This window comes from Bradyrhizobium zhanjiangense (assembly GCF_004114935.1).
Taxonomy (GTDB): domain Bacteria; phylum Pseudomonadota; class Alphaproteobacteria; order Rhizobiales; family Xanthobacteraceae; genus Bradyrhizobium; species Bradyrhizobium zhanjiangense.
Window position 1 is genome coordinate 8,990,017 of record NZ_CP022221.1, and the last position, 18,316, is coordinate 9,008,332.

The 18,316-nt window shown below is 63.4% G+C and carries 10 protein-coding genes; 2 read left to right on the top strand and 8 right to left on the bottom strand.

Features of this window, described 5'->3' with window-relative positions; genetic code table 11:
- Positions 1-48 precede the first annotated feature (48 nt).
- Both XH85_RS42990 and XH85_RS42995 read right to left on the bottom strand, forming a co-directional pair.
- Entirely contained in the window at positions 49-2,280 is a 2,232-nt protein-coding gene (locus XH85_RS42990; RefSeq protein ID WP_128936767.1) for a CHASE2 domain-containing protein, read from the bottom strand.
- A gap of 146 nt (positions 2,281-2,426) precedes the next feature.
- Positions 2,427-8,318, bottom strand: a complete 5,892-nt coding sequence (locus tag XH85_RS42995; protein WP_128936768.1) for a VCBS domain-containing protein — start codon at positions 8,316-8,318, stop codon at positions 2,427-2,429.
- Between the two features lie 622 nt (positions 8,319-8,940).
- Here XH85_RS42995 and XH85_RS43000 point away from each other — a divergent pair.
- Positions 8,941-9,672 (top strand): transglutaminase-like cysteine peptidase, encoded by a 732-nt coding sequence (locus tag XH85_RS43000; protein WP_128936769.1) that lies wholly within the window; start codon positions 8,941-8,943, stop codon positions 9,670-9,672.
- A 291-nt stretch (positions 9,673-9,963) separates the two neighbouring features.
- Positions 9,964-11,079, top strand: a complete 1,116-nt coding sequence (locus tag XH85_RS43005) for a lysozyme inhibitor LprI family protein (RefSeq protein ID WP_128936770.1) — start codon at positions 9,964-9,966, stop codon at positions 11,077-11,079.
- Positions 11,080-11,376: 297 nt separating this feature from the next.
- Here XH85_RS43005 and XH85_RS43010 read toward each other — a convergent pair whose 3' ends face one another.
- From XH85_RS43010 to XH85_RS43035, 6 genes are all read right to left on the bottom strand, one after another.
- Positions 11,377-12,576, bottom strand: coding sequence for an ABC transporter substrate-binding protein (locus tag XH85_RS43010; RefSeq protein WP_128936771.1), 1,200 nt, complete (start codon positions 12,574-12,576; stop codon positions 11,377-11,379).
- A gap of 100 nt (positions 12,577-12,676) precedes the next feature.
- Entirely contained in the window at positions 12,677-14,515 is a 1,839-nt protein-coding gene (locus XH85_RS43015) for an AMP-dependent synthetase/ligase (RefSeq protein WP_128936772.1), read from the bottom strand.
- Positions 14,516-14,593: 78 nt separating this feature from the next.
- The gene (locus XH85_RS43020) at positions 14,594-15,382 is read right to left on the bottom strand and encodes an ABC transporter ATP-binding protein (protein ID WP_008541389.1); all 789 of its coding nucleotides are present in this window, start codon (positions 15,380-15,382) and stop codon (positions 14,594-14,596) included.
- A gap of 4 nt (positions 15,383-15,386) precedes the next feature.
- Positions 15,387-16,145, bottom strand: a complete 759-nt coding sequence (locus XH85_RS43025; protein WP_060737253.1) for an ABC transporter ATP-binding protein — start codon at positions 16,143-16,145, stop codon at positions 15,387-15,389.
- Positions 16,142-17,293, bottom strand: a complete 1,152-nt coding sequence (locus XH85_RS43030; RefSeq protein ID WP_128936773.1) for a branched-chain amino acid ABC transporter permease — start codon at positions 17,291-17,293, stop codon at positions 16,142-16,144. The genes XH85_RS43025 and XH85_RS43030 overlap by 4 nt, the downstream gene beginning before the upstream one ends.
- A gap of 5 nt (positions 17,294-17,298) precedes the next feature.
- Positions 17,299-18,174 carry a branched-chain amino acid ABC transporter permease gene (locus XH85_RS43035; RefSeq protein WP_128936774.1) on the bottom strand — a complete coding sequence of 292 codons (876 nt, stop codon included), beginning with the start codon at positions 18,172-18,174 and terminating at the stop codon, positions 17,299-17,301.
- Positions 18,175-18,316: the final 142 nt, after the last annotated feature.

Here is an 18,316-nt window from a genome sequence, read left to right on the forward strand (position 1 = left end):
CGGCGCTTCGCGCCTTTGCCCACCCTACGGGAGCGGTGACGAAGGCAACTACTTCGTCAGCAGCGCGTACGCTCCCGTCCATCCTTCCGGCGGCGGCGTGAGCTGGAAATCCCTGATCCGCGCTTCATAGAGCCTGAACAGCTTTTCCAGCGTGTCGGCGTCTTCGCTGCGGCGGCCGCGCTCGATGGCGTCCAGTGCGCCCTGCCAGTCGCGATTGCGGTAGCAGCCCAGCATTTCGATGGTGATGTTGCGCAGGCGCTGGAAGGCACCCGAATGCATCACGTCTTCGCGGCCGGCGATGGCGTAGATCACCTCCGGCTCGGTCTTGCCCTTGACCATGATGAAGTCGAGCTCGAGGATCGCGAACTTGTCCTTGGCGGCGACCGCCGTCCTGGAGCCGACGATGATCGGGAAGCCGTATTCCTTGGTCTGCCCCTCAAGGCGCGAGGCCAGGTTCACACTGTCGCCGAGCACCGAGTAGTTCTTCTTCAGGTCGGAGCCCATGTTGCCGACCACGCCGATGCCGGTGTTGAGACCGATGCCGACATTAAGCGGAATGTAGACGTGGCCGCCGTCGGCGGCTTCCTGCTCGCGCTCCTTGTTGACCGCGTCGATCTGCTGCAGCATCTGGATCGCGGCCTCGCAGGCATTGACCTCGTGCTCGGCATCGTCGAGCGGCGCGTTCCAGAACGCCATGATGGCGTCGCCCATGTATTTGTCGATGTAGCCCTTGCGCTCGATGATGACGTCGGTCAGCGGCGTCAGGAAGCGGTTCATGAGCTCGATCAACCCTTGCGGATCGTCCTTGTAGCTCTCCGAGATCGTTGTGAAGCCGCGCACGTCGGAGAACATGATCGTCATCTCGCGCTCCTCGCCGCCGAGCACGAGCTTTTCCGGCGACTGCACGAGCTGCTCGACCAGCACCGGCGACATGTATTGCGCGAATTGCCCGCGGATCTGCACGCGCTGGCGCTGCTCGCGCACGAAGCTGGCAAAGATCAGCGTTAGGTAGACCGCGGTGGTCGACAGCAGCGGATAGGTGAAATCGATGAGGTAGCGGTACTGCGCGTAGAAGAACCAGGACACGCCGACCAGAATGGCAGCGAACATCGCGCCCGCAAGCACCAAGCGCACGGGGCCGAGGTTTGGCGTAAAGACGATGACGAGCAGACCGATGACCAGCGCGGCGATCAGTTCGACGCCGAGCGCATAGTTCGGCTGGGAGATCACCGCGCCGCTCAGCACGCTCTCCAGCACCTGAGCATGGATCTCGACCCCCGGCATGGTCGAGGACACCGGCGTGGTTTTGATGTCGTTGAGCCCGCCCGCGGAGGTGCCGATCAGCACCAGCTTGCCGGCGATCTTGCTCGGCGACACGCTGTTGTCGAGCACGTCGGCCGCGGAGACGTAGATCGAAGGATCCCGGCGGGCGTAATGCACCCAAAGCTGGCCGTTCTTGTCGGTCGGAATCTCTACGCCTTTGAGGCGGATCGCCCTGATACCGGTCTTGTCGGTGCGAACCAGCAGCGTCGGCGTGCCGGTGACGACGCGCAGGACCTCGAGGCTGAGCGAGGGCATGATGTTGCCCTGGGCGCGCATGATCATCGGCACGCGGCGGATCAGACCGTCGCGCTCGGTCCTGATCGAGAACAGTCCGCGACCGGCCGCGACCTTCTCGATGATCGGCACGTTGCGCAACAAGCCCGGGAATTCAAACAGGAAGCGCTCGGCGCCCTCCTCACCGACCGTCGCGACGCCAGTGAAGGGCAGCGACTTGTCGAGCTCGGACAAGACGCCTGGAAGCCCGGTCTCGCCCAGCACCACGCGCGAGCGCTTGATCGCCTCGGCGAGGATCTGGTCGTTGGTCGGCAGCTCGCGCAGCTTGGCGCGGGTGACCTCGTCGAGATAGCGCATCTGGCTCGCGACCAGATCCGGATTGAGCCGGTCGGCTTCCGAGAACACCACGTCGAAGCCGATCGCCACCGCGCCGTTGTTGGTGAGGTTCTGGATCAGATCGGCGATTCGCGTCCGCGGCCACGGCCATTGGCCGAGCTTGCCGAGGCTCTTGTCGTCGATGTCGACGATGGTGACGGGCCGCGCCGTCTTGTGGCGCGGATCGATCAACTGGAACATGTCGAAGGTGCGCAGCCGCAATTCCTGGATCGGCGGCGGGTCCCAGAGACGGGCGCCGGCAAACAGGACCAGCAGCGCGAGGCACATCAGTCGCGCAAAGCCGAACTTGCGCGCAAACCACCGCCGCAGGATTTTTAGACGTTTCATGCCGGTTGGGCTTCCTGTCCCGCCTCCTGCCGTGCGCACCGATCATGGAGCGTCTGCGCGCGATTTGCTATGCCCTGGCAGCTGAGGATTATGGATTTTTTGCCGCGGTCAAGAAAGCCGCCGGCCGTGGAGGGGCAAGGCGTTCATCAGGTGATGTGGAAGATGAAATCGCTGGCCTTGAGATTTGCCGCGATCACGTTCTTCAGCAGCAGCGACTCGTTCTCCGTGAACGGCGCGCCCTCAGGCTGTGTGACCTGCTGATGCCAAGTGATCAGCGTGTCGCCGGAGCCCTGCTGGACGATGGTGAGATTGCTAATGGAGTTGACGTCCGAGAATTGCCGCAGGTCGATCTTGTCCAGCCCCGTCGTGAAATCGGTGATGGTGTGCGAGAGGTCGGTGATGGGTTGCCCGTTCTGGTCGTACAGCACGCCCGGCGAGAACACGAACTGATCCTTGCCGGCGCCGCCGGTCAGCGTGTCGCCCGTATCGGTCGCGAAGATGACGTCCTTGCCGTCGGTGCCTTCCAGAGTGACGCCTTGGCCGGTGTCCCCCGCCTCGTTGAAGATGAAGTGGACGGTATCGAACAGGCCGGTGGTCTTGTCCGTCACCGTCAGCGTGATCTGATCATTGTCCGGCGGCGTTTGGCCCGGATCATAGGTGACCCCATCCGCGAGGGCCAAGTTGATGTCGTCGAGAGAGCCGCACGCCGCCCCCGGGGCGACACTGCTGTCCGGATCATGTGCAGTTACGGCCGTGATCTTGAACTCATCCGTCGCAGCGCCGGGATCGGTGTCGATGACCGAGAGACCGGTGATGAAGTCGGTGTTGCTCTCGTTGGCGTGCCAGACGTAGAAGCTCGTGGTGTCGATGACCGGGCCGCTGGCGTCGTCGGCGCCGGTCACGTCCACCGTGAGCGTTGCCGTGCCGGTGGCGCCATGCGCGTCCGTGGTCTGGACCGTGAAAATATCCGCATAGGACCCGTCCGACAGCGCGTTGATGGCCCCTGCATTGGGAACGTAGCTGTAGCTGCCGTCCGGGTTGACCGTCAGCGAGCCGTACAGACCCGCAACCGTCGTCGTGGCATGGTGATCCGCGTTCAGGACGGCATAGGTCAGCGTCGCCGTCTCGCCGCTATCCGCGTCGGTGCCGGCCAGTTGACCGGTAAGATCGGAGAAGGTGTCGGCAGCGGTCGTGTCCGTGAGCGGGCCGATGTGGAGATCGGCGAGTGTCGGCGCATCGTTGCTGCCGGCGATGTTGATGGTGACTACGCCGCCCGTGCCAGCGCCCTCGGCATCCGACGGAACGATCGTGTATTGCAGCGACAGCGTCTGGCCGGCGGCGAGGAAGTCGAAGGCCTGGCTGCCCGAATTGAAATTCCAGGTGAACTGGGCGTAGCTGGCCGTGCCGTCGAGGATGTCGCCGGACGGCACGATGAGATAGTTCAAAAGGTCCGCATGCGACAGCCCGCCGACGTCGCCGGTTTGCGGCACGCCGTCGAGAGAGACCTGCACCTGGCTGACCGACACCGTGACGTGATCGATCGCGTCGACGTCGGAGACCGCCAGCACGCCATGCGAAAGCTGGCCGGCATTGGTTTCCATCAGATCGGCGACGGCGCCGCCCGGGCCGGAGGTCCCGCTGGCCCAGTCTGCAGTGCCCTCGATTGCGAGGCTGTGGGCGGAGTTGACCATATTGGTGGCCGTGGTCCCGCTGCCGTCGCCGAGCTGATAATACGCGGCGAGATTCGCCTCGCTGCCGGTGAGGCCGGTGAAATCGATCGACTGGATCTGCGTCTGCGTGAGCGCAGTGGTCCAGACACTGACATCGGCGATCGAGCCGAAGAAGCCTTCCGCTCCAAAGCCCGCCGCACCTGGGTCACTCGCGGCGCCGATCATCATGTAGGACGCCGACGGATTCGACGGACTGCCGTCGATCGGGTTGACCGTCCATGACTGCGAATATTCGAGGTTTCCGTCGAGATAGAGCGTGAAGGTGCCGTTGTCGCGGGTCAGCGCGATGTTGTGCCACTGCGACGCGGTGAGCGCCACGCCGGTATCGGCGATCTGGACGCCGCCCGCGAGAATCTGCAGCTCCATAGTGCCATCGGCGTTGACGGTGCCAAGGAGACCGAAGCCGGTGGTCGAGGTGTTGCCGTTGTAGAACAGAATCTGGCCGTGATCGGGATTGGCGCCCCCGCTCCAGTTCACCCAGCCGTCCAGCGTCACGTCATCGGTGGCGACCGTCGGCACGTCGCCGACCGCGATGGTCTGGCCGTCGAAGTTCATGTAGTTCGATGTCACATAGGAGACGGCCGGCGCATCGTTGGTGCCGGTGATCGTGACGGTGACGTCCTGCGAGACTTGCGCGCCGTGATCGTCGGTAAAGGTGACGGTGTAGACCTGGGTGATGGTCTGCCCCTCCGCCAGCGACTGCAGCACGGGATCGCTATTGTCCAGCGTGAAGTGCCAGCCCAGCGTCGCGCCGTTGCTGGTGTCGGTGCTGGATTCGGACACCGGGTCGATCGTGAAGGTGCCGATATTCGTGCTGTCGTCCTCGAAGCCCGGCAGAGCCGAACTGACGGACGACGATTTGAACGACCACTGCGCCGTGTGGGTGTCGGTCAGGTCGACGTCCTGGATCGCCAGCGTGCCGCATGCCGACAGCGACGAACCCTCATCCTCGGTGACCGCGCCTGTCGCCGCGGCCGCATCGCTCGTGATCGTCGGCGCGTCGTTGACGCCGTTGATCGTGACGGTGACATCCTGGCTGACGGTGCCGCCGTGGTGGTCATCGAACGTGACGGTGTAGACCTGGGTGATGGTCTGGCCCTGCGCGAGCGATTGCAGCAGCGCGTCGTTGTTGTCGAGCGTGAAGTGCCAGCCCAGCGTAGCGCCGTTGTTGGTGTCGGTGCTGGATTCGAGCACCGACGGATCGATCGTGAACGTGCCGATGTTCGTGCTGTTGGCGTCGAACCCCGGCAGAGCCAAGCTGACGGATGACGACTTGAACACCGCCTGCGCGGTATGAGTGTCGATCAGGTCGAGGTCCTGGATCGCCAGTGTGCCGTCAATCGACAATGTCGGACCGGTGTCCTCGGTGACCTCGCCCGTTGCCGCCAAGGCATCGCTGGTCACGGTCGGCGCATCGTTGACTCCCGTGATGGTGACGGTGACGTCCTGCGTGACCGTCGCATTGTGATTGTCGGTGAAGGTGACGGTGTAGACCTGGGTGATGGTCTGACCTTCCGCCAGCGACTGCAGCATCGCATTGCTGTTGTCGAGCGTGAAGTGCCAACCCAGCGTGGCGCCGTTGTTGGTGTCGGTGTTGGATTCGAGCACCGAAGGATCGATCGTGAAGGTGCCGATATTCGTAGCGCCCTCAACAAAGCCCGGCAGATGCGCGCTCGAGGACGAGGACTTGAACACCGCCTGCGCCGTATGGGTGTCGATCAGGTCCAGATCCTGGATTGCCAGCGTGCCGTCGATCGACAGCGACAGGGCCGTGTCCTCGATGACTTTGCCCGTCGCCGCCGCGGCGCTGCTGGTCACGGTCGGCGCATCGTTGGTCCCGGTAATGGTGACCGTGACGTCCTGGGTGACCGTTCCGCCGTGATGATCGTCGACGGTAACGGTGTAGACCTGCGTGATGGTCTGGCCTTCGGCCAGCGACTGCAGCACCGGATCGTTATCGTCGAGCGTGAAGGTCCAGCCCACCGACCCTCGCGTGCTGACGCCGGGGCTCTCGCTCACCGGCAGAAGCGCGAAAGTGCCGATATGCGAGCTGCCGTCGCTGAAGCCGGGCAGATGCGCGCTCGACGTCGTCGACTTCAGGGCGAAGCTCGCGCTGTGCGTGTCCGTGAGATCAGGGTCGTTGAAGGCGATGGTACCCTCGGCCGTCAGGGGCGTCGCATCCTCCGTCACCGCGCCGGTCGGGATCGTGGAGTCTTCGACGATCGTCGGCACGTCGTTGGTGCCCTCGACATTGACGTCCGCACCGTTGATGGACACGCTGATCGGCGTGCTGACCACACCGCCGTGCCCGTCATCGACCTGCACCACATAATTGAGGGTCAGCGTCTCGCCTTCGGCGAGGAAATCGAAGAGATGGTCGGGAACGCTGTAGGTCCAGGTGGCCGAGCCGTTGTTGCTGTTTCCCGCGCCCTGCACCACGGTCAGCGGCACCTCGACGGCGGCGATCGCGGCGCGTTGCTCCGGCGTCAGCGTCGCGGTGATATCGTTGCCTTCAGCATCGAGATATTTGAACGGCTGGGTCGACGAGAGCGCCGCGCTCACGATCGGCCGGTCCGTCAGATCGACGTCGGCAAACGTGACCGTGCCCGTGATGGTGTCCAGAGCCTCGTTGCCTGTCCCGACCTTCTCGATGACGGTGCCACCCGATGTCGCGACGGTAGGCTTGTCGTTCGTCCCCGTGATCGTGATGGTGATCGGGATGAACTTGGACTCCGGGTTCACCGCGAAATTGGTATCGACGCGAACCATGTAGGTCAGCGTCAGCGTTTCGCCGGCTGCGAGGAAGTCGAAGACGTGGTCGGGGACCGTGTAGGTCCAGACCGCAGAGCCATTGTTGTTGTTGCCGCCATCGGCAACGACGTTGATCTGGATCTGCGTCGCCGCGATGTCCTGCTTCTGCAGCGCGGTGAGTGAGCCAGTAACGTCCTGCTGGCCCGCGTTCTTGTAGACGTAGTTCGGCGCCTCGGCGAGGCTCACCGACACCGTCGGCAGGTCGCCGAGGTTTTGATCGACGAAGGTGATCCGGCCGGAGACCGTGTCGTTATGCGTCGTGTCGCCCGTGGTGTCCGCGCGCTCGGTGAACTCGAACGCCGTCTTCACGTTGCCGCTGGAATCGAGACTTTGCACCAGTGGCTGGCCGGGAACACGGGTGGCCGTAGGCGTGGAGGTGTGGGGGCCGTCCTGTCCCTGCGGATTGAGATTGACGAATGTCGCGATCGCGATCGGGCCCGCCCCCGATTTGAACACCACGTCCTGGCTGATCGGCGTGATCGTGTCGGTGAAGTTCGTGGTCAGCTTGGTGTTGGTGTTGTTGTCGGTGAACTTCAGCGTGAACACATCCGTGATCAGCTTCTGCACGTCCGGCGACATCAGCGCATTGCTGATCGAGACGTTGCCGCCGCTGATCTGGATCATCTGGCCGGCCTGGTTGACCGTCGCGATCGGCAGCAGCGTGACCTTGTCGAACAGGATGTAGGAGCCCGTGGTGCCGTTCGGCTCGACCAGCACCTGGAAGCTCGCCTGCGGCTGCGGATCGCCGCCGCCGGCGGGAACGACGAAGTTGATCTGGGTCAGCACCGCGGTGCCGCGGATGCCCATGGTGGCGACCGGCGTGTCGATCTTCATGTCGCCGTGCTTGGCGGTCTCGCCGGCGACGAAGGTGATGGTGCCCGCGACCAGGCTCAGCAGCGAGGAGTTGCTCGACCCGTTGGGGTCATAGACCATCTCGTTCAGCACCATCCGTGCATTGGAGGACAGGCCGAACACGGTGCCGTCGATGAAGGTGATGCCGAGCGTCGAATCGGCGCCGGTCGAGACCACGTCGCCCTTCTCGACATTGTCGCCGTTGTTCAGGATGACCGAAACGCCATTGCGGATCGCGGTCGCGCTGCCGGAGAGTTTTGTGACGTGACCGATGACCTGGGCCGCGGCAGCGCCAGGCGCGGCCTGCGCATATTGCACATGGCCCGTGAGCGCGCTGACGATGTCGCCGCTGAGGTGGGCGCCATCGGGCGAGGCGACCGCCGCGCGCTTGTCGCCCCTAAAATAATCGTGAACGACGAACTCATGACCCTCATGGGACAGCACGAGGTCGAGACCTGCGCGCTTGAACTCGCCATTGAAGATCAGGTTGGGATCGGGAACAACGAACGCGCCATCGGGCACGTGACCATGCGCCTTGGCGATAAAGGGCTTGGCAGCAGAGAAATCGACATGGCCATCGGCGAGCGAACGGGAATCCTGGCCGTCCAAGGACATCGCGGCGTCAAATTTGCCAGCGTAATTCAATCGGGCACCGTAAAAAGGGTTAAAATCTAAGTAAGTATCGACCGCCTAAGCTTGCATAGCATTACCAAGTCCTTAGCGAAACCATCTATTGCTTGTGTGATTTCGCGTCACCGAGCCGCGCCCGGCTCGGTCGGAGCAAGTCTTCATGGAGGAAGCGGGGCAACTCGAGAAATATTTGGAAGTATAATTTCGCCTGTTTGAGCCCATTTCCGGCACTCCTACGTATTCCAATGTATAGATCTTGGAACGAATACTTGTGTCATCTCTTGTTCATGGTGCCCCGCAGCACACTGGGGCAAATACGGAGCCAAATCTGTGACCCAACTAACAGAACCCGGGAAATATCGGGCCGTTAGCCATAGGACGCGGAATCAGCGAGCGCACAACCAATAACTGCAATTGGCTCCATTTCGCGGCAGCCGGCGCTTCCCCTAGCCCCCGATTCGTAAAATTTTATGCAATCTGGGCAGGCTCGTTTCAGCCTGTTCCCCGGTTTCGGGACCCCCTGCCGGGCGCGTTAAGCAGAACAAAACGGCCCATCTCGCACTATCTCCGCGAAAGCAACAAAGCCCGGCACGTCGAGATCGAGGGGGATCTCGCGATGCCCGGAAGGGGATGTCAGATGGAGACCGCTGCTCGCTCGCGCGCTTGGCGCGCAATCCTTGTCTTGTGCGCATTGATCCTGCTCGGATCGGTCGCCGAGCTTCGCGCCGGCACGTTGCTGTCGCCGGGCGCCGGCGTCCTCGTGCGCAAATCCGCCGAGCCGTTCGGCGTGTTCGCCTTTGCCATCTCATCGGGCAGCCTGCAACGGAAATGGCTCGCGCTGAAGGACAGGCTCGACGACGACATGGTGCAGCTCGCGCTGTGCGATGGCGACCGGGACCATTGCGCATCGCCTGCGGCCCTGAAACTGCTCGCCATCGTCGACCAGGCCCGTGATCGCGACGGCCGCGCGAAGCTGGGCGAGGCCAACCGCGCCATCAACCTCGCCATCCGGGCCACCAATGACGGCACCGACGACGTCTGGAGCTCGCCGCTTGCGACTTTCCAGCGCGGCGCCGGCGATTGCGAAGACTATGCCATTGCCAAGCTCGCCGCCCTGCGGCTCGCCGGCGTTGCCGCCGAAGACCTCCGCATCGTCGTGGTGCGCGACACCCACGCCGGCGAGGCGCATGCGGTGGCCGCCGCACGGCTCGACGGCCACTGGCTGATGCTCGACAACCGCCGCATGGCAATGGTCGCGGACGACGCGACACCGATCTACCAGCCGCTTTTCGTGCTCTATCAGTCAGCCGTGATGAAGTATGTCGACGAACCCGTGCGGTTCTCGATGGCCGCCAACGAGACGCATTGAACCCGGATCCTGTAGGCGCGCGACGAGGCAACCCATACGATGTCGTCCCGGCGAAGGCCTGGACCCATACCGCGTGATCATTCGGTGGACGCAGGTAGTTGTACCAAAGGAAAGCCGAATAACCACCAATCTTCGCCAAACGTCTCCCCAGGGTTATGGGTCCCGGCCTTCGCCGGGACGACGCTGCAGAACCTTGTAGCTCGCTTCTGGAATAAGCCGTCCAGCCACAAAGCCATTCCGTCACATCGTCCGGGACGCTAGCATGGCCGCGGCTATGTGGGGGCGACTGGGATGCGGCTCATCGTGCTGATTGTGCTTGCGCTGCTGGCGTTGCCGGCCGCCCCAGCCTCCGCGCAATCCGGCCGTTCCATCGCCGACAGGCTGCCGCTGTTCGCCAAGAACAACTGCCAACAGATACGCGATCCCGGCAACCAATTGTTCTGCGGCGATGCCGAGCTTGCCGCCGCCGCCGAGAAGCTGAGCTCGGCGATCGAGGCACGGCTCGCCCGCCTGCCCGATCGCCTGCCCGCGATCGAGGAGAATGCGATCTGGAACCGGCAGCGCAACCTCAGCTGCGGCATCGTCGGCCAGACCGCGATCCGCGCCGACGATTTCGACCGGGTGAAGGCGTGCCTGCTCAAGGTCACCGAGGAGCGCGCCGCAATTGTGCGCGATCCGGATTTCGACTGTCTCGCGGCCAACACCGCGGCGGGCGCGCTGATCTGCGCGGACCCGGCGCTGGCGCTTGCCGAAGCCGAGTTGAACAGCCAGGTGCTCGGCCTGATCGGCAGGCTGGACCCGACCGCAGCGCGCTTTGCCTTCGCCGAATATGGAAGGTGGACGCGAGAGCGCGACCGCAAATGCAATCTGGTCGGCAAGGAGAACGTGCCGCTCCTGGAGCTGGAATCCGCGGAGGACTGTCTCGCCGACCATTTGAAGCGCAAGACCGATGAGATTCGCGCCGCGAGAGGCGACCCCAAGAAGGTGTTCGGCCGGCAGGTCGCGGCCCACTCGCCCGACACCGACGCGGTCGACTTCTGCGCCGCGCGGATTCACGCGGCCAATTCGTGTGGAAATTTCCTCCGCATCAACCGCGTCTACGCGCTCGACAGCCAGGTGACCGAGCAGGAGGCGCAGGTCACCGGCGAGATCGAGATGGCCGTGCTGGCGCCCTTCACCATGTGCAGCAAGGTCGCCTCCACCTGCACCGGCACCTGCTGGGACGCCAGAACCGGTCGTCCGCAGCCGAAAGCCAGCAACAAGGAGCGCGCCGGCGAGGCTTTCAATGTCACGCGCCGGCTGAGGATCCAGCGAACCTTCGCCTTCGTCAAAGCCGCCGACGGCTGGCGCTGCCGCGAAGACGAACTGGCCCCGGTGAACTCGGGCAACGCGGCTGGAGGATCGTGAACTCTTACCCTCCCCTCAAGGGCAGGGCTATCGCATATGGATTTCACGAAGATTGTCCGCGGGCTTGCTCGGCCTCTCCCGCTTGCGGGAGAGGCCGACGCGCTCGCAGAGCGCGGCGAGTGAGGGCTCTCGCCACGCAGAGACGCCCTCCACAATTCAACAATCCCAACGCGGAGACACCCCCACCCCAGCCCTCCCCCGCAAGCGGGAGAGGGAGCCCAGCGCCGATGCCGCAGCATCGTGCACGCCATATGCGATAGCCCTCCCCTCCAGGGGAGGGTGAAAGCGACACCTCAATCAAAACATCAGATTGTCCTTCACCAGCACCCAGCGGCCGCCCTTGACCTGCTGTACCTGGGTGATGGTGTTGGCAAGGTGGTCGGTCTTGGAGAACTTGGTCGGGGGCGAGTTGAATATGTCGAGGAATTTGTCGCCCGACTCCAGCGCGTCCAGCATCTTCTGACCCGTGAGATCCTTGCCCGCCTTGTTGGCGTAGAACGCAAACGTCATCACCGCATTGTAGCCGATGATGGCCTGCGTGTTGGCGTCGGTGCCAAACATCTTCTTGTAGTTGACCAGCCAGTCCTTGACCTTGCCCTTGGCGGTGTCCTCGTAAGGAATCTCGAAGCCGCTGGCTGCGTAGAGACCTTCGACGGCTTCCTTGCCGAGCATCGGCACCTCCATCACATTGGTCGGTGTCGCACCGAGGAAGGTGACCTCCCAGCCGAGCTTCTTGGCTTCGGTCATCGCCCCTATGGTCTCGCGGAGCACAGTACCGAGCAGGACGAGGTCGCAGCCATCGGACTTCATCTTGGCGATCTGCGCGCTGAAATCGGAGGCGCCGCGCTTGTAGCTCGTGATCGACGCCGGCTGCACCTTCATCGCGGTGAGCTGCTGGTTGAAGCCGTCGAGCACGTTCTTGCCGTACTCGTCATCCTGATGCATGATGCAGGGCTTCTTGAAACCCTTCCACTCCATCATGTATTTCAGCGCGGCCCGCGTGCTCTCGACGTAAGGCAAGAGGTTGTTGAACTTCAGCCGCTCCTGCGGCTTGGCCGGATCGAACTTGAAGGTGAACTCGGCCGCCGTCAGCGGGAAGAGCTGCATGACGCCGGCGTCGAACAGGATGTCCTGCGCGGCGAGCACTGTCGGCGATCCCATCGGTCCCACCATCGCGAAGATCTTGTCACGCTCGATCAGCTTTTGCGAAGCCAGCACAGCCTTTTTCGGATCATAGCCGCTGTCCTCGACGACCAGTCGAATCTTGCGGCCATTGATTCCGCCGGACGCATTGATCTCCTCGGTCGCCATCTTCATACCGTTTGCGACCGGGACGCCCCAACCCTTGATCGGACCCGACAGATCCTGGTGAGTGCCGATGACGATCTCGGATGCCGAGATGCCCTCATTGGTGACCTTGGTCTGCGCCGCGGCCGGCAGATGCGTGAGCACCACTGCGCTCACCGCAAGGCCGAACGCCCTGAACGACTTCGACATTGATATCTCCTCTCCCTGGCCCGTGTTGCGCGAAGGGCGTGGCCATCGCTCCCTCGCTGATTTCAGCGTCGCCTGGCGCACGGCGTTCCTGCCATGCGCCTCACGCCACCGCACGCTGGCGATACATCGCCTCGATCTCCGCAGCGTAGCGCTTGTTCACGAAGCCGCGCTTCAGCTTCATGGTCGGCGTCAGTTCCTCGTCCTCCGGGGTGAGCTGGCGCTCGATCAGGTAGAACTTCTTGATGGTCTCGACGCGAGCGAAATTGCCGTTGACCTGCTCGATCTCGCGCCAGATCAGGTCCTGAATCTCCGTCGCCCGGCACAGGCTGGCATAATTGGTGAACGGAATGTCGTGGTCCTGCGCGAACTTCTCGACGTTCTCCTGGTCGATCATCACGAGGCAGGTCAGATACGGCCGCTTGTCACCGATCACCACGGCGTCCGAGATGTAGGGCGAGAATTTGAGCTGGTTCTCGATCTCGGAGGGCGTGATGTTCTTGCCGCCCGAGGTGATGATGATGTCCTTCATCCGGTCGGTGATGCGGACGAAGCCTTCATTGTCGATGGTGCCGACGTCGCCGGTGTGCAGCCAGCCGCGTTGATCGATGGTCTCGGCGGTCTTCTCCGGCTGGTTCAGGTAGCCCAGGAACAGGAAGTCGCCCTTGATCAGGATCTCGCCGTCGGGCGACAGCGCGACCTCGCCCCAGGGCACGGCCGTGCCGACCGAGCCGAGCTTGATCCGTTCCGCCGGCATCATGGTGGCCACCCCGCAATTCTCGGTCTGGCCATAGACCTCGTGCATGTCGATGCCGAGCGCGAGATACCAGCGAATCAGCTCCGGGGCGATCGGCGCCGCGCCGGTGAAGGCGATGCGGCAGCGGTCGAGCCCGATCATGCGGCGAATGTTGCGGAATGCGATGCGATAGGCGAGGCGGTTGGCGAGGCGCAGCGATAGCGGCGGCGTCTTACCCTCGAGCCGGCAATCGACCATGCGGTGGCCGACACCGATGGCGCGGCGATAGACCCATTGCTGGAGCGGCGTCGCATCCTTCAGGGCGATGGTGATGGCGGAATAGAATTTTTCCCAGATGCGCGGCACTGCGAGGAAGACCGTCGGCTGCACCTCTCGCAAATTGTCCGGCACTGTCTCCGGGCTCTCGGCAAAGTTCATCACCGAGCCGAGCGCGACCGAGATGTAGTAGCCGCCGATGCGCTCGGCGACGTGGCAGAGCGGCAGAAAGATCAGCCGGTCCTCGTCTTCCTGCGCCGGGATGAAATCGTTGGCGTGGCGCATCTGATGCGTCACGCTGCGGTTGGCATGCATCGCCCCCTTGGGCGGCCCCGTCGTGCCCGACGTGTAGACGAGGATCGCGAGATCGCCGGCGCTGCGGCTGTCGATCATCTCCTGCCACAGCGCCTCGCGGCCGACCATGTGGTTGCAGCCGAGCGCACGGAACTCGTCGAGCGACATCACCATGTCGTCGGAAAAGCCGCGGAGGCCCTCCATGTCGAACACGATGATCTTCTGCAAAGTAGGACAGCGGGCCCGGCAAGCGAGGACCTTGTCGAGCTGCTCCTCGTCCTCGACGAAGATCACCTTTGTTCTGGAGTCGTTGACGAGATATTCGACCTGGGAGGATGCGTCGGTGGGATAGATGCCCGAGGAGACGCCGCCGGCGCACAGGATGCCCATGTCGGCATGGACCCATTCGGGCACGGCATTGGCGATGATGGAGCCGACGTCGCCGGGCATGAAGCCGATCGCGCGAAGCGCGTAGGCGACTTCCTTTGAGATCTCCAGCCATTGGCGCCAGCTCGTCGGCTGCCAGATACCGAATTTCTTCTCCCGGATCGCCGGCCTGTCGCCCCGCGTCTCGACGGCGCGCAGAAAGCTCTTCGCGATCGTATCAGCGACCGTCAGCACCGCCGGTCGGGCCATGCGCCTCTCCTCCTTGTCGCTTTCCCTTCCGCTGCCTGCCTTGCCGGCGGTCTATGTCTTACGGAGGGGCTGTTCCATCTAACGCCACGTTTTCTTCTTTTTCCAGCGCCGTTCGCCTCTAGCGCCCGCTTCTTTGGCGCCAAGGTAAAATTCCTGGATGTCCTGGGAATGCATCAAGCGGTCGCAGGTGTCGTTCATCACGATCCGGCCGATCTCCAGGACATAGCCGTAATGCGCGGTCTCCAGCGCCACCTTGGCGTTTTGCTCGACCAGCAGGATCGACATGCCCTGCTCCTCGTTGACGCGGCGGATGATGGTGAAGATCTCCTTCACCAGCAGCGGCGACAGGCCGAGCGACGGCTCGTCGAGCAGCAACAACGTCGGCCGGTTCATCAGGGCGCGGCCGATCGCCAGCATCTGCTGCTCGCCGCCGGAGAGCTGTCCGGCCGGCTGGTTGATGCGCTCCTTCAGGCGTGGAAAATAGCCGTAGACGCGCTCCAGATCTTCCGCGACGCCGTCGCGATCCCGGCGCGGATAGGCGCCCATCATCAGGTTCTCGCGCACCGAGAGGAACGGGAAGACTTCGCGCCCCTCCGGCACGTGGCTGAGGCCGAGCCGCACGATCCTGTCGGCTTCCATGCGCTGGATCGGCTTGCCCATGAACTCGATCGCGCCCTTCTGCGGATCGAGGATGCCCGAGATGGTCTTCAGCACCGTGGTCTTGCCGGCGCCATTGGCGCCAAGCAGCGTGACGATGCGGCCGCGCGGCACCTCCAGCGAGATGCCGCGGATCGCCATGATCGGCCCGTAATAGCTCTCGATGTTCGAGAGCTTCAGGATGGTCTCGGGTGTCGCGGTCGCATCCATCGCCTCAGGCTCCTAGATACGCGGCGACGACGTCGGGGTGCTGCTGCACCTCGGCCGGCGAGCCCATCGCGAGCACCCGGCCGTAGTTCAGCGCGATGACGCGATCGGAGACGCGATTGACCAGCGACATGTCGTGCTCGACCATCAGCACGGTGACGCCGAGCTCGTTCTTCAAGTCGCGGATCCAGAACGACATGTCGTCGGTCTCCTCGACATTGAGGCCGGAGGACGGCTCGTCGAGCAGAATCAGCTTCGGCTCCGAGCACAGCGCACGCGCCAGCTCGATCACCTTGCGCACGCCGTAGGGAAGGCCCGAGATCAGCTTGTCGCGATAGGGTTCGAGATCGAGGAATTCGATGACCTGCTCGACCCGGCGGCGGTGCACCTTCTCGTTGGCCCGCACGCTCGGCAGGAACAGCAGCTCCTGCCAGAGCTGCGTGGTGGAATGGCGGTGGCGGCCGACCAGCAGATTGGAGAGCACGGTCGCGTTCTCGAACAGCTCGATGTTCTGGAAGGTGCGGGCGATGCCGAGCTTGGCGATGTCGTAGGGCGGCTGCTCCGTGATGTCCTGGTCCTCGAAGAAGATGCGGCCCGAGGTCGGCCGGTAGATCCGCGAGATCAGATTGAAGATCGAGCTCTTGCCGGCGCCGTTGGGACCGATGATCGAGAGGATCTCGCCCTTCTCGACCGCGAACGAGACCGCATCGACGGCCTTGAGGCCTCCAAAATGCAGCGACAGGTTCTCGGCGCGGAAATAGCTCATCGGTTGCGCTCCGACTTCACGTAGATCTTCTGCCGCTTGAAGGTGGCGCGCTTGTAGAGCGGGAACAGCTGGAAGAAGAGCTTGATCTTCAGCCAGCGGCCGTAGAGCCCGAGCGGCTCGAACAGCACGAACAGCACGATAATGATGCCGTAGATCGCGCCTTTCAGGCCGTTGAGCGAGGCGAAGGCCGCGACTTTTGACTGGACGTTGCCCGCAGTCGCCGGGCTCGCACCAAATGTCGCGGTGATGCCGGCGATGATGCCGGGCATGTCATCCTTCAGATAGGTTAGGAACGGATCGATCATGACGATGAAGATCGCGCCCAGCACCGCGCCGTGCAGGCTGAAGGCACCGCCGATCAGGATCACGATGATGAATTCGATCGAGAGCTGAAGCGTGAACATCTCCGGCGAGATGAAGGAGAGCTTGTGCGCGAACAGCACGCCGGCAAGGCCGGTGATCGCCGCCGAGATCGCAAAGGACTTGACCTTGTAGAGCGCGACATTGACGCCCATGCTGCGCGCCGCCGTCTCGGAGTCGCGGATCGCGACGAAGGCGCGCCCCGTCGGCGAACGCAACAGGTTGAGCGTGCCGACGATGGTCAGCACCAGTACGGCAAGACACAGGTAATAGAAGGCCGGGCTGTCACGCGGGACCGTGACGCCGAGCAGCGACAGCGTCTTGACCCGCATGCCCTCGTTGCCGTTGGTGACGCTCTCCCAGCGTGCCAGGACCTCCTCCACGATCAAGGCAAAGGAGATGGTGGCGATGACGAGGTAGATGCCTGTCAGGCGCAGGGCGGGAAAGCCGACCAACGCACCGATGACGCCGGTCAAGGCTCCCGCGGCGAGGAAGTAGACCGGAAACGGCACGTTGTATTTCTGCAAATAGGCCGCAGTATAGGCCCCAATCGCGAGGAACGCGGCGTGGCCGAGCGAAGCCTGCCCCGTGAAGCCGGTGAGGATCAGCAGCGCCACGCCGACGGTCGCATAGATGCAGACGAAGACGAGCTGGCTCATCAGATAGCTGGAAAGCACGTAGGGCGCGATCAGCAGCAGCGCGATCAGGATGCCATAGGTGACGACGTAGCCCGAATGCGGAAACAGCTTGATGTCGTCTTCATAGTCGGTCTTGAACAGGAAGCGCATGGCGTTCAGACCTTCTTGCGGACGTGGAGGCCGAACAGGCCTTCAGGCTTCAAGAGCAGCACGGTGAGCAGCACGATGTAGGGCGCGGCGTCCTTCCAGCCTTCGGGCAAATAAAAGCCGGCCATGCTCTCGATGACGCCGATCAGCACGCCACCAACGACTGCGCCCGGGATCGACCCGAAGCCACCGAGCACGGCGGCCGGAAATGCCTTCAGGCCGAGCACGAGGCCGACATTGGAGTGGATGAAGGTGATCGGCGCCAGCAGCACACCGGCGCAGGTCGCGACCGCCGCGCTGATGGCCCATACGATCGACACCACGCGCTTGACCGGAATGCCCATGTAGTAGGCCGCCAGCATGTTCTCGGAGCTGGCGCGCATCGCGGTGCCGAGCGTGGTCTTGTTGAAGAACAGCCAGAGCAGCGTGCACAGGATCATCGTCGCCGCGATCACAGAGAGCTTGTCGTAGGCGAGCACCAGCGAGCCCATGCGCAGCACGCCCTGGCTGAACGGCGTCTCGATCTTCAGATCGTCGGTGCCCCAGATCATGCCGGCGATCGAACGCAGGAAATAGCCGAGGCCGATCGTCGCCATGATGATGGAGAATTGCGGATAGCCGAGGATCGGCCGGACCACCACGCGCTCGGCCAGCATACCGAACAGCGCCATGGCGGCCACCGCACCGGCAAAGCCGATCCAGTAGTTCAGGCCCATCATGCCGATGAAGGTGAAAGCGAAGAAGCCGCCGAGCATCATCAGATCGCCCTGGGCGAAATTGACGACCTCGGTGGCCTTGTAGACGAGCACGAAGCCGAGCGCGATCAGGCCGTAGACGCAGCCGAGCGCAACACCGCTGACCAGCTGCTGAACGAAATCCAGCATCGCCGCGCATCCTCCCGATGCAACCGGCAGCTCTTCCTGACCGCCTTGTCGCATCTTGTGTCCAGTCGCTACGCAGTCGTTTCGCTGCGTCAGCGCCATTTGTCCGAGGCCAATTCAGCCTGAACCGCCAAGCGCTGTCAAC

Coding starts and splice junctions, on each gene's coding strand:
- XH85_RS42990 (WP_128936767.1), bottom strand. CDS start 2,280: ATGAAACGTCTAAAAATCCTGCGGCGGTGGTTTGCGCGCAAGTTCGGC.
- XH85_RS43000 (WP_128936769.1), top strand. CDS start 8,941: ATGGAGACCGCTGCTCGCTCGCGCGCTTGGCGCGCAATCCTTGTCTTG.
- XH85_RS43005 (WP_128936770.1), top strand. CDS start 9,964: ATGCGGCTCATCGTGCTGATTGTGCTTGCGCTGCTGGCGTTGCCGGCC.
- XH85_RS43010 (WP_128936771.1), bottom strand. CDS start 12,576: ATGTCGAAGTCGTTCAGGGCGTTCGGCCTTGCGGTGAGCGCAGTGGTG.
- XH85_RS43015 (WP_128936772.1), bottom strand. CDS start 14,515: ATGGCCCGACCGGCGGTGCTGACGGTCGCTGATACGATCGCGAAGAGC.
- XH85_RS43020 (WP_008541389.1), bottom strand. CDS start 15,382: ATGGATGCGACCGCGACACCCGAGACCATCCTGAAGCTCTCGAACATC.
- XH85_RS43025 (WP_060737253.1), bottom strand. CDS start 16,145: ATGAGCTATTTCCGCGCCGAGAACCTGTCGCTGCATTTTGGAGGCCTC.
- XH85_RS43030 (WP_128936773.1), bottom strand. CDS start 17,293: ATGCGCTTCCTGTTCAAGACCGACTATGAAGACGACATCAAGCTGTTT.
- XH85_RS43035 (WP_128936774.1), bottom strand. CDS start 18,174: ATGCTGGATTTCGTTCAGCAGCTGGTCAGCGGTGTTGCGCTCGGCTGC.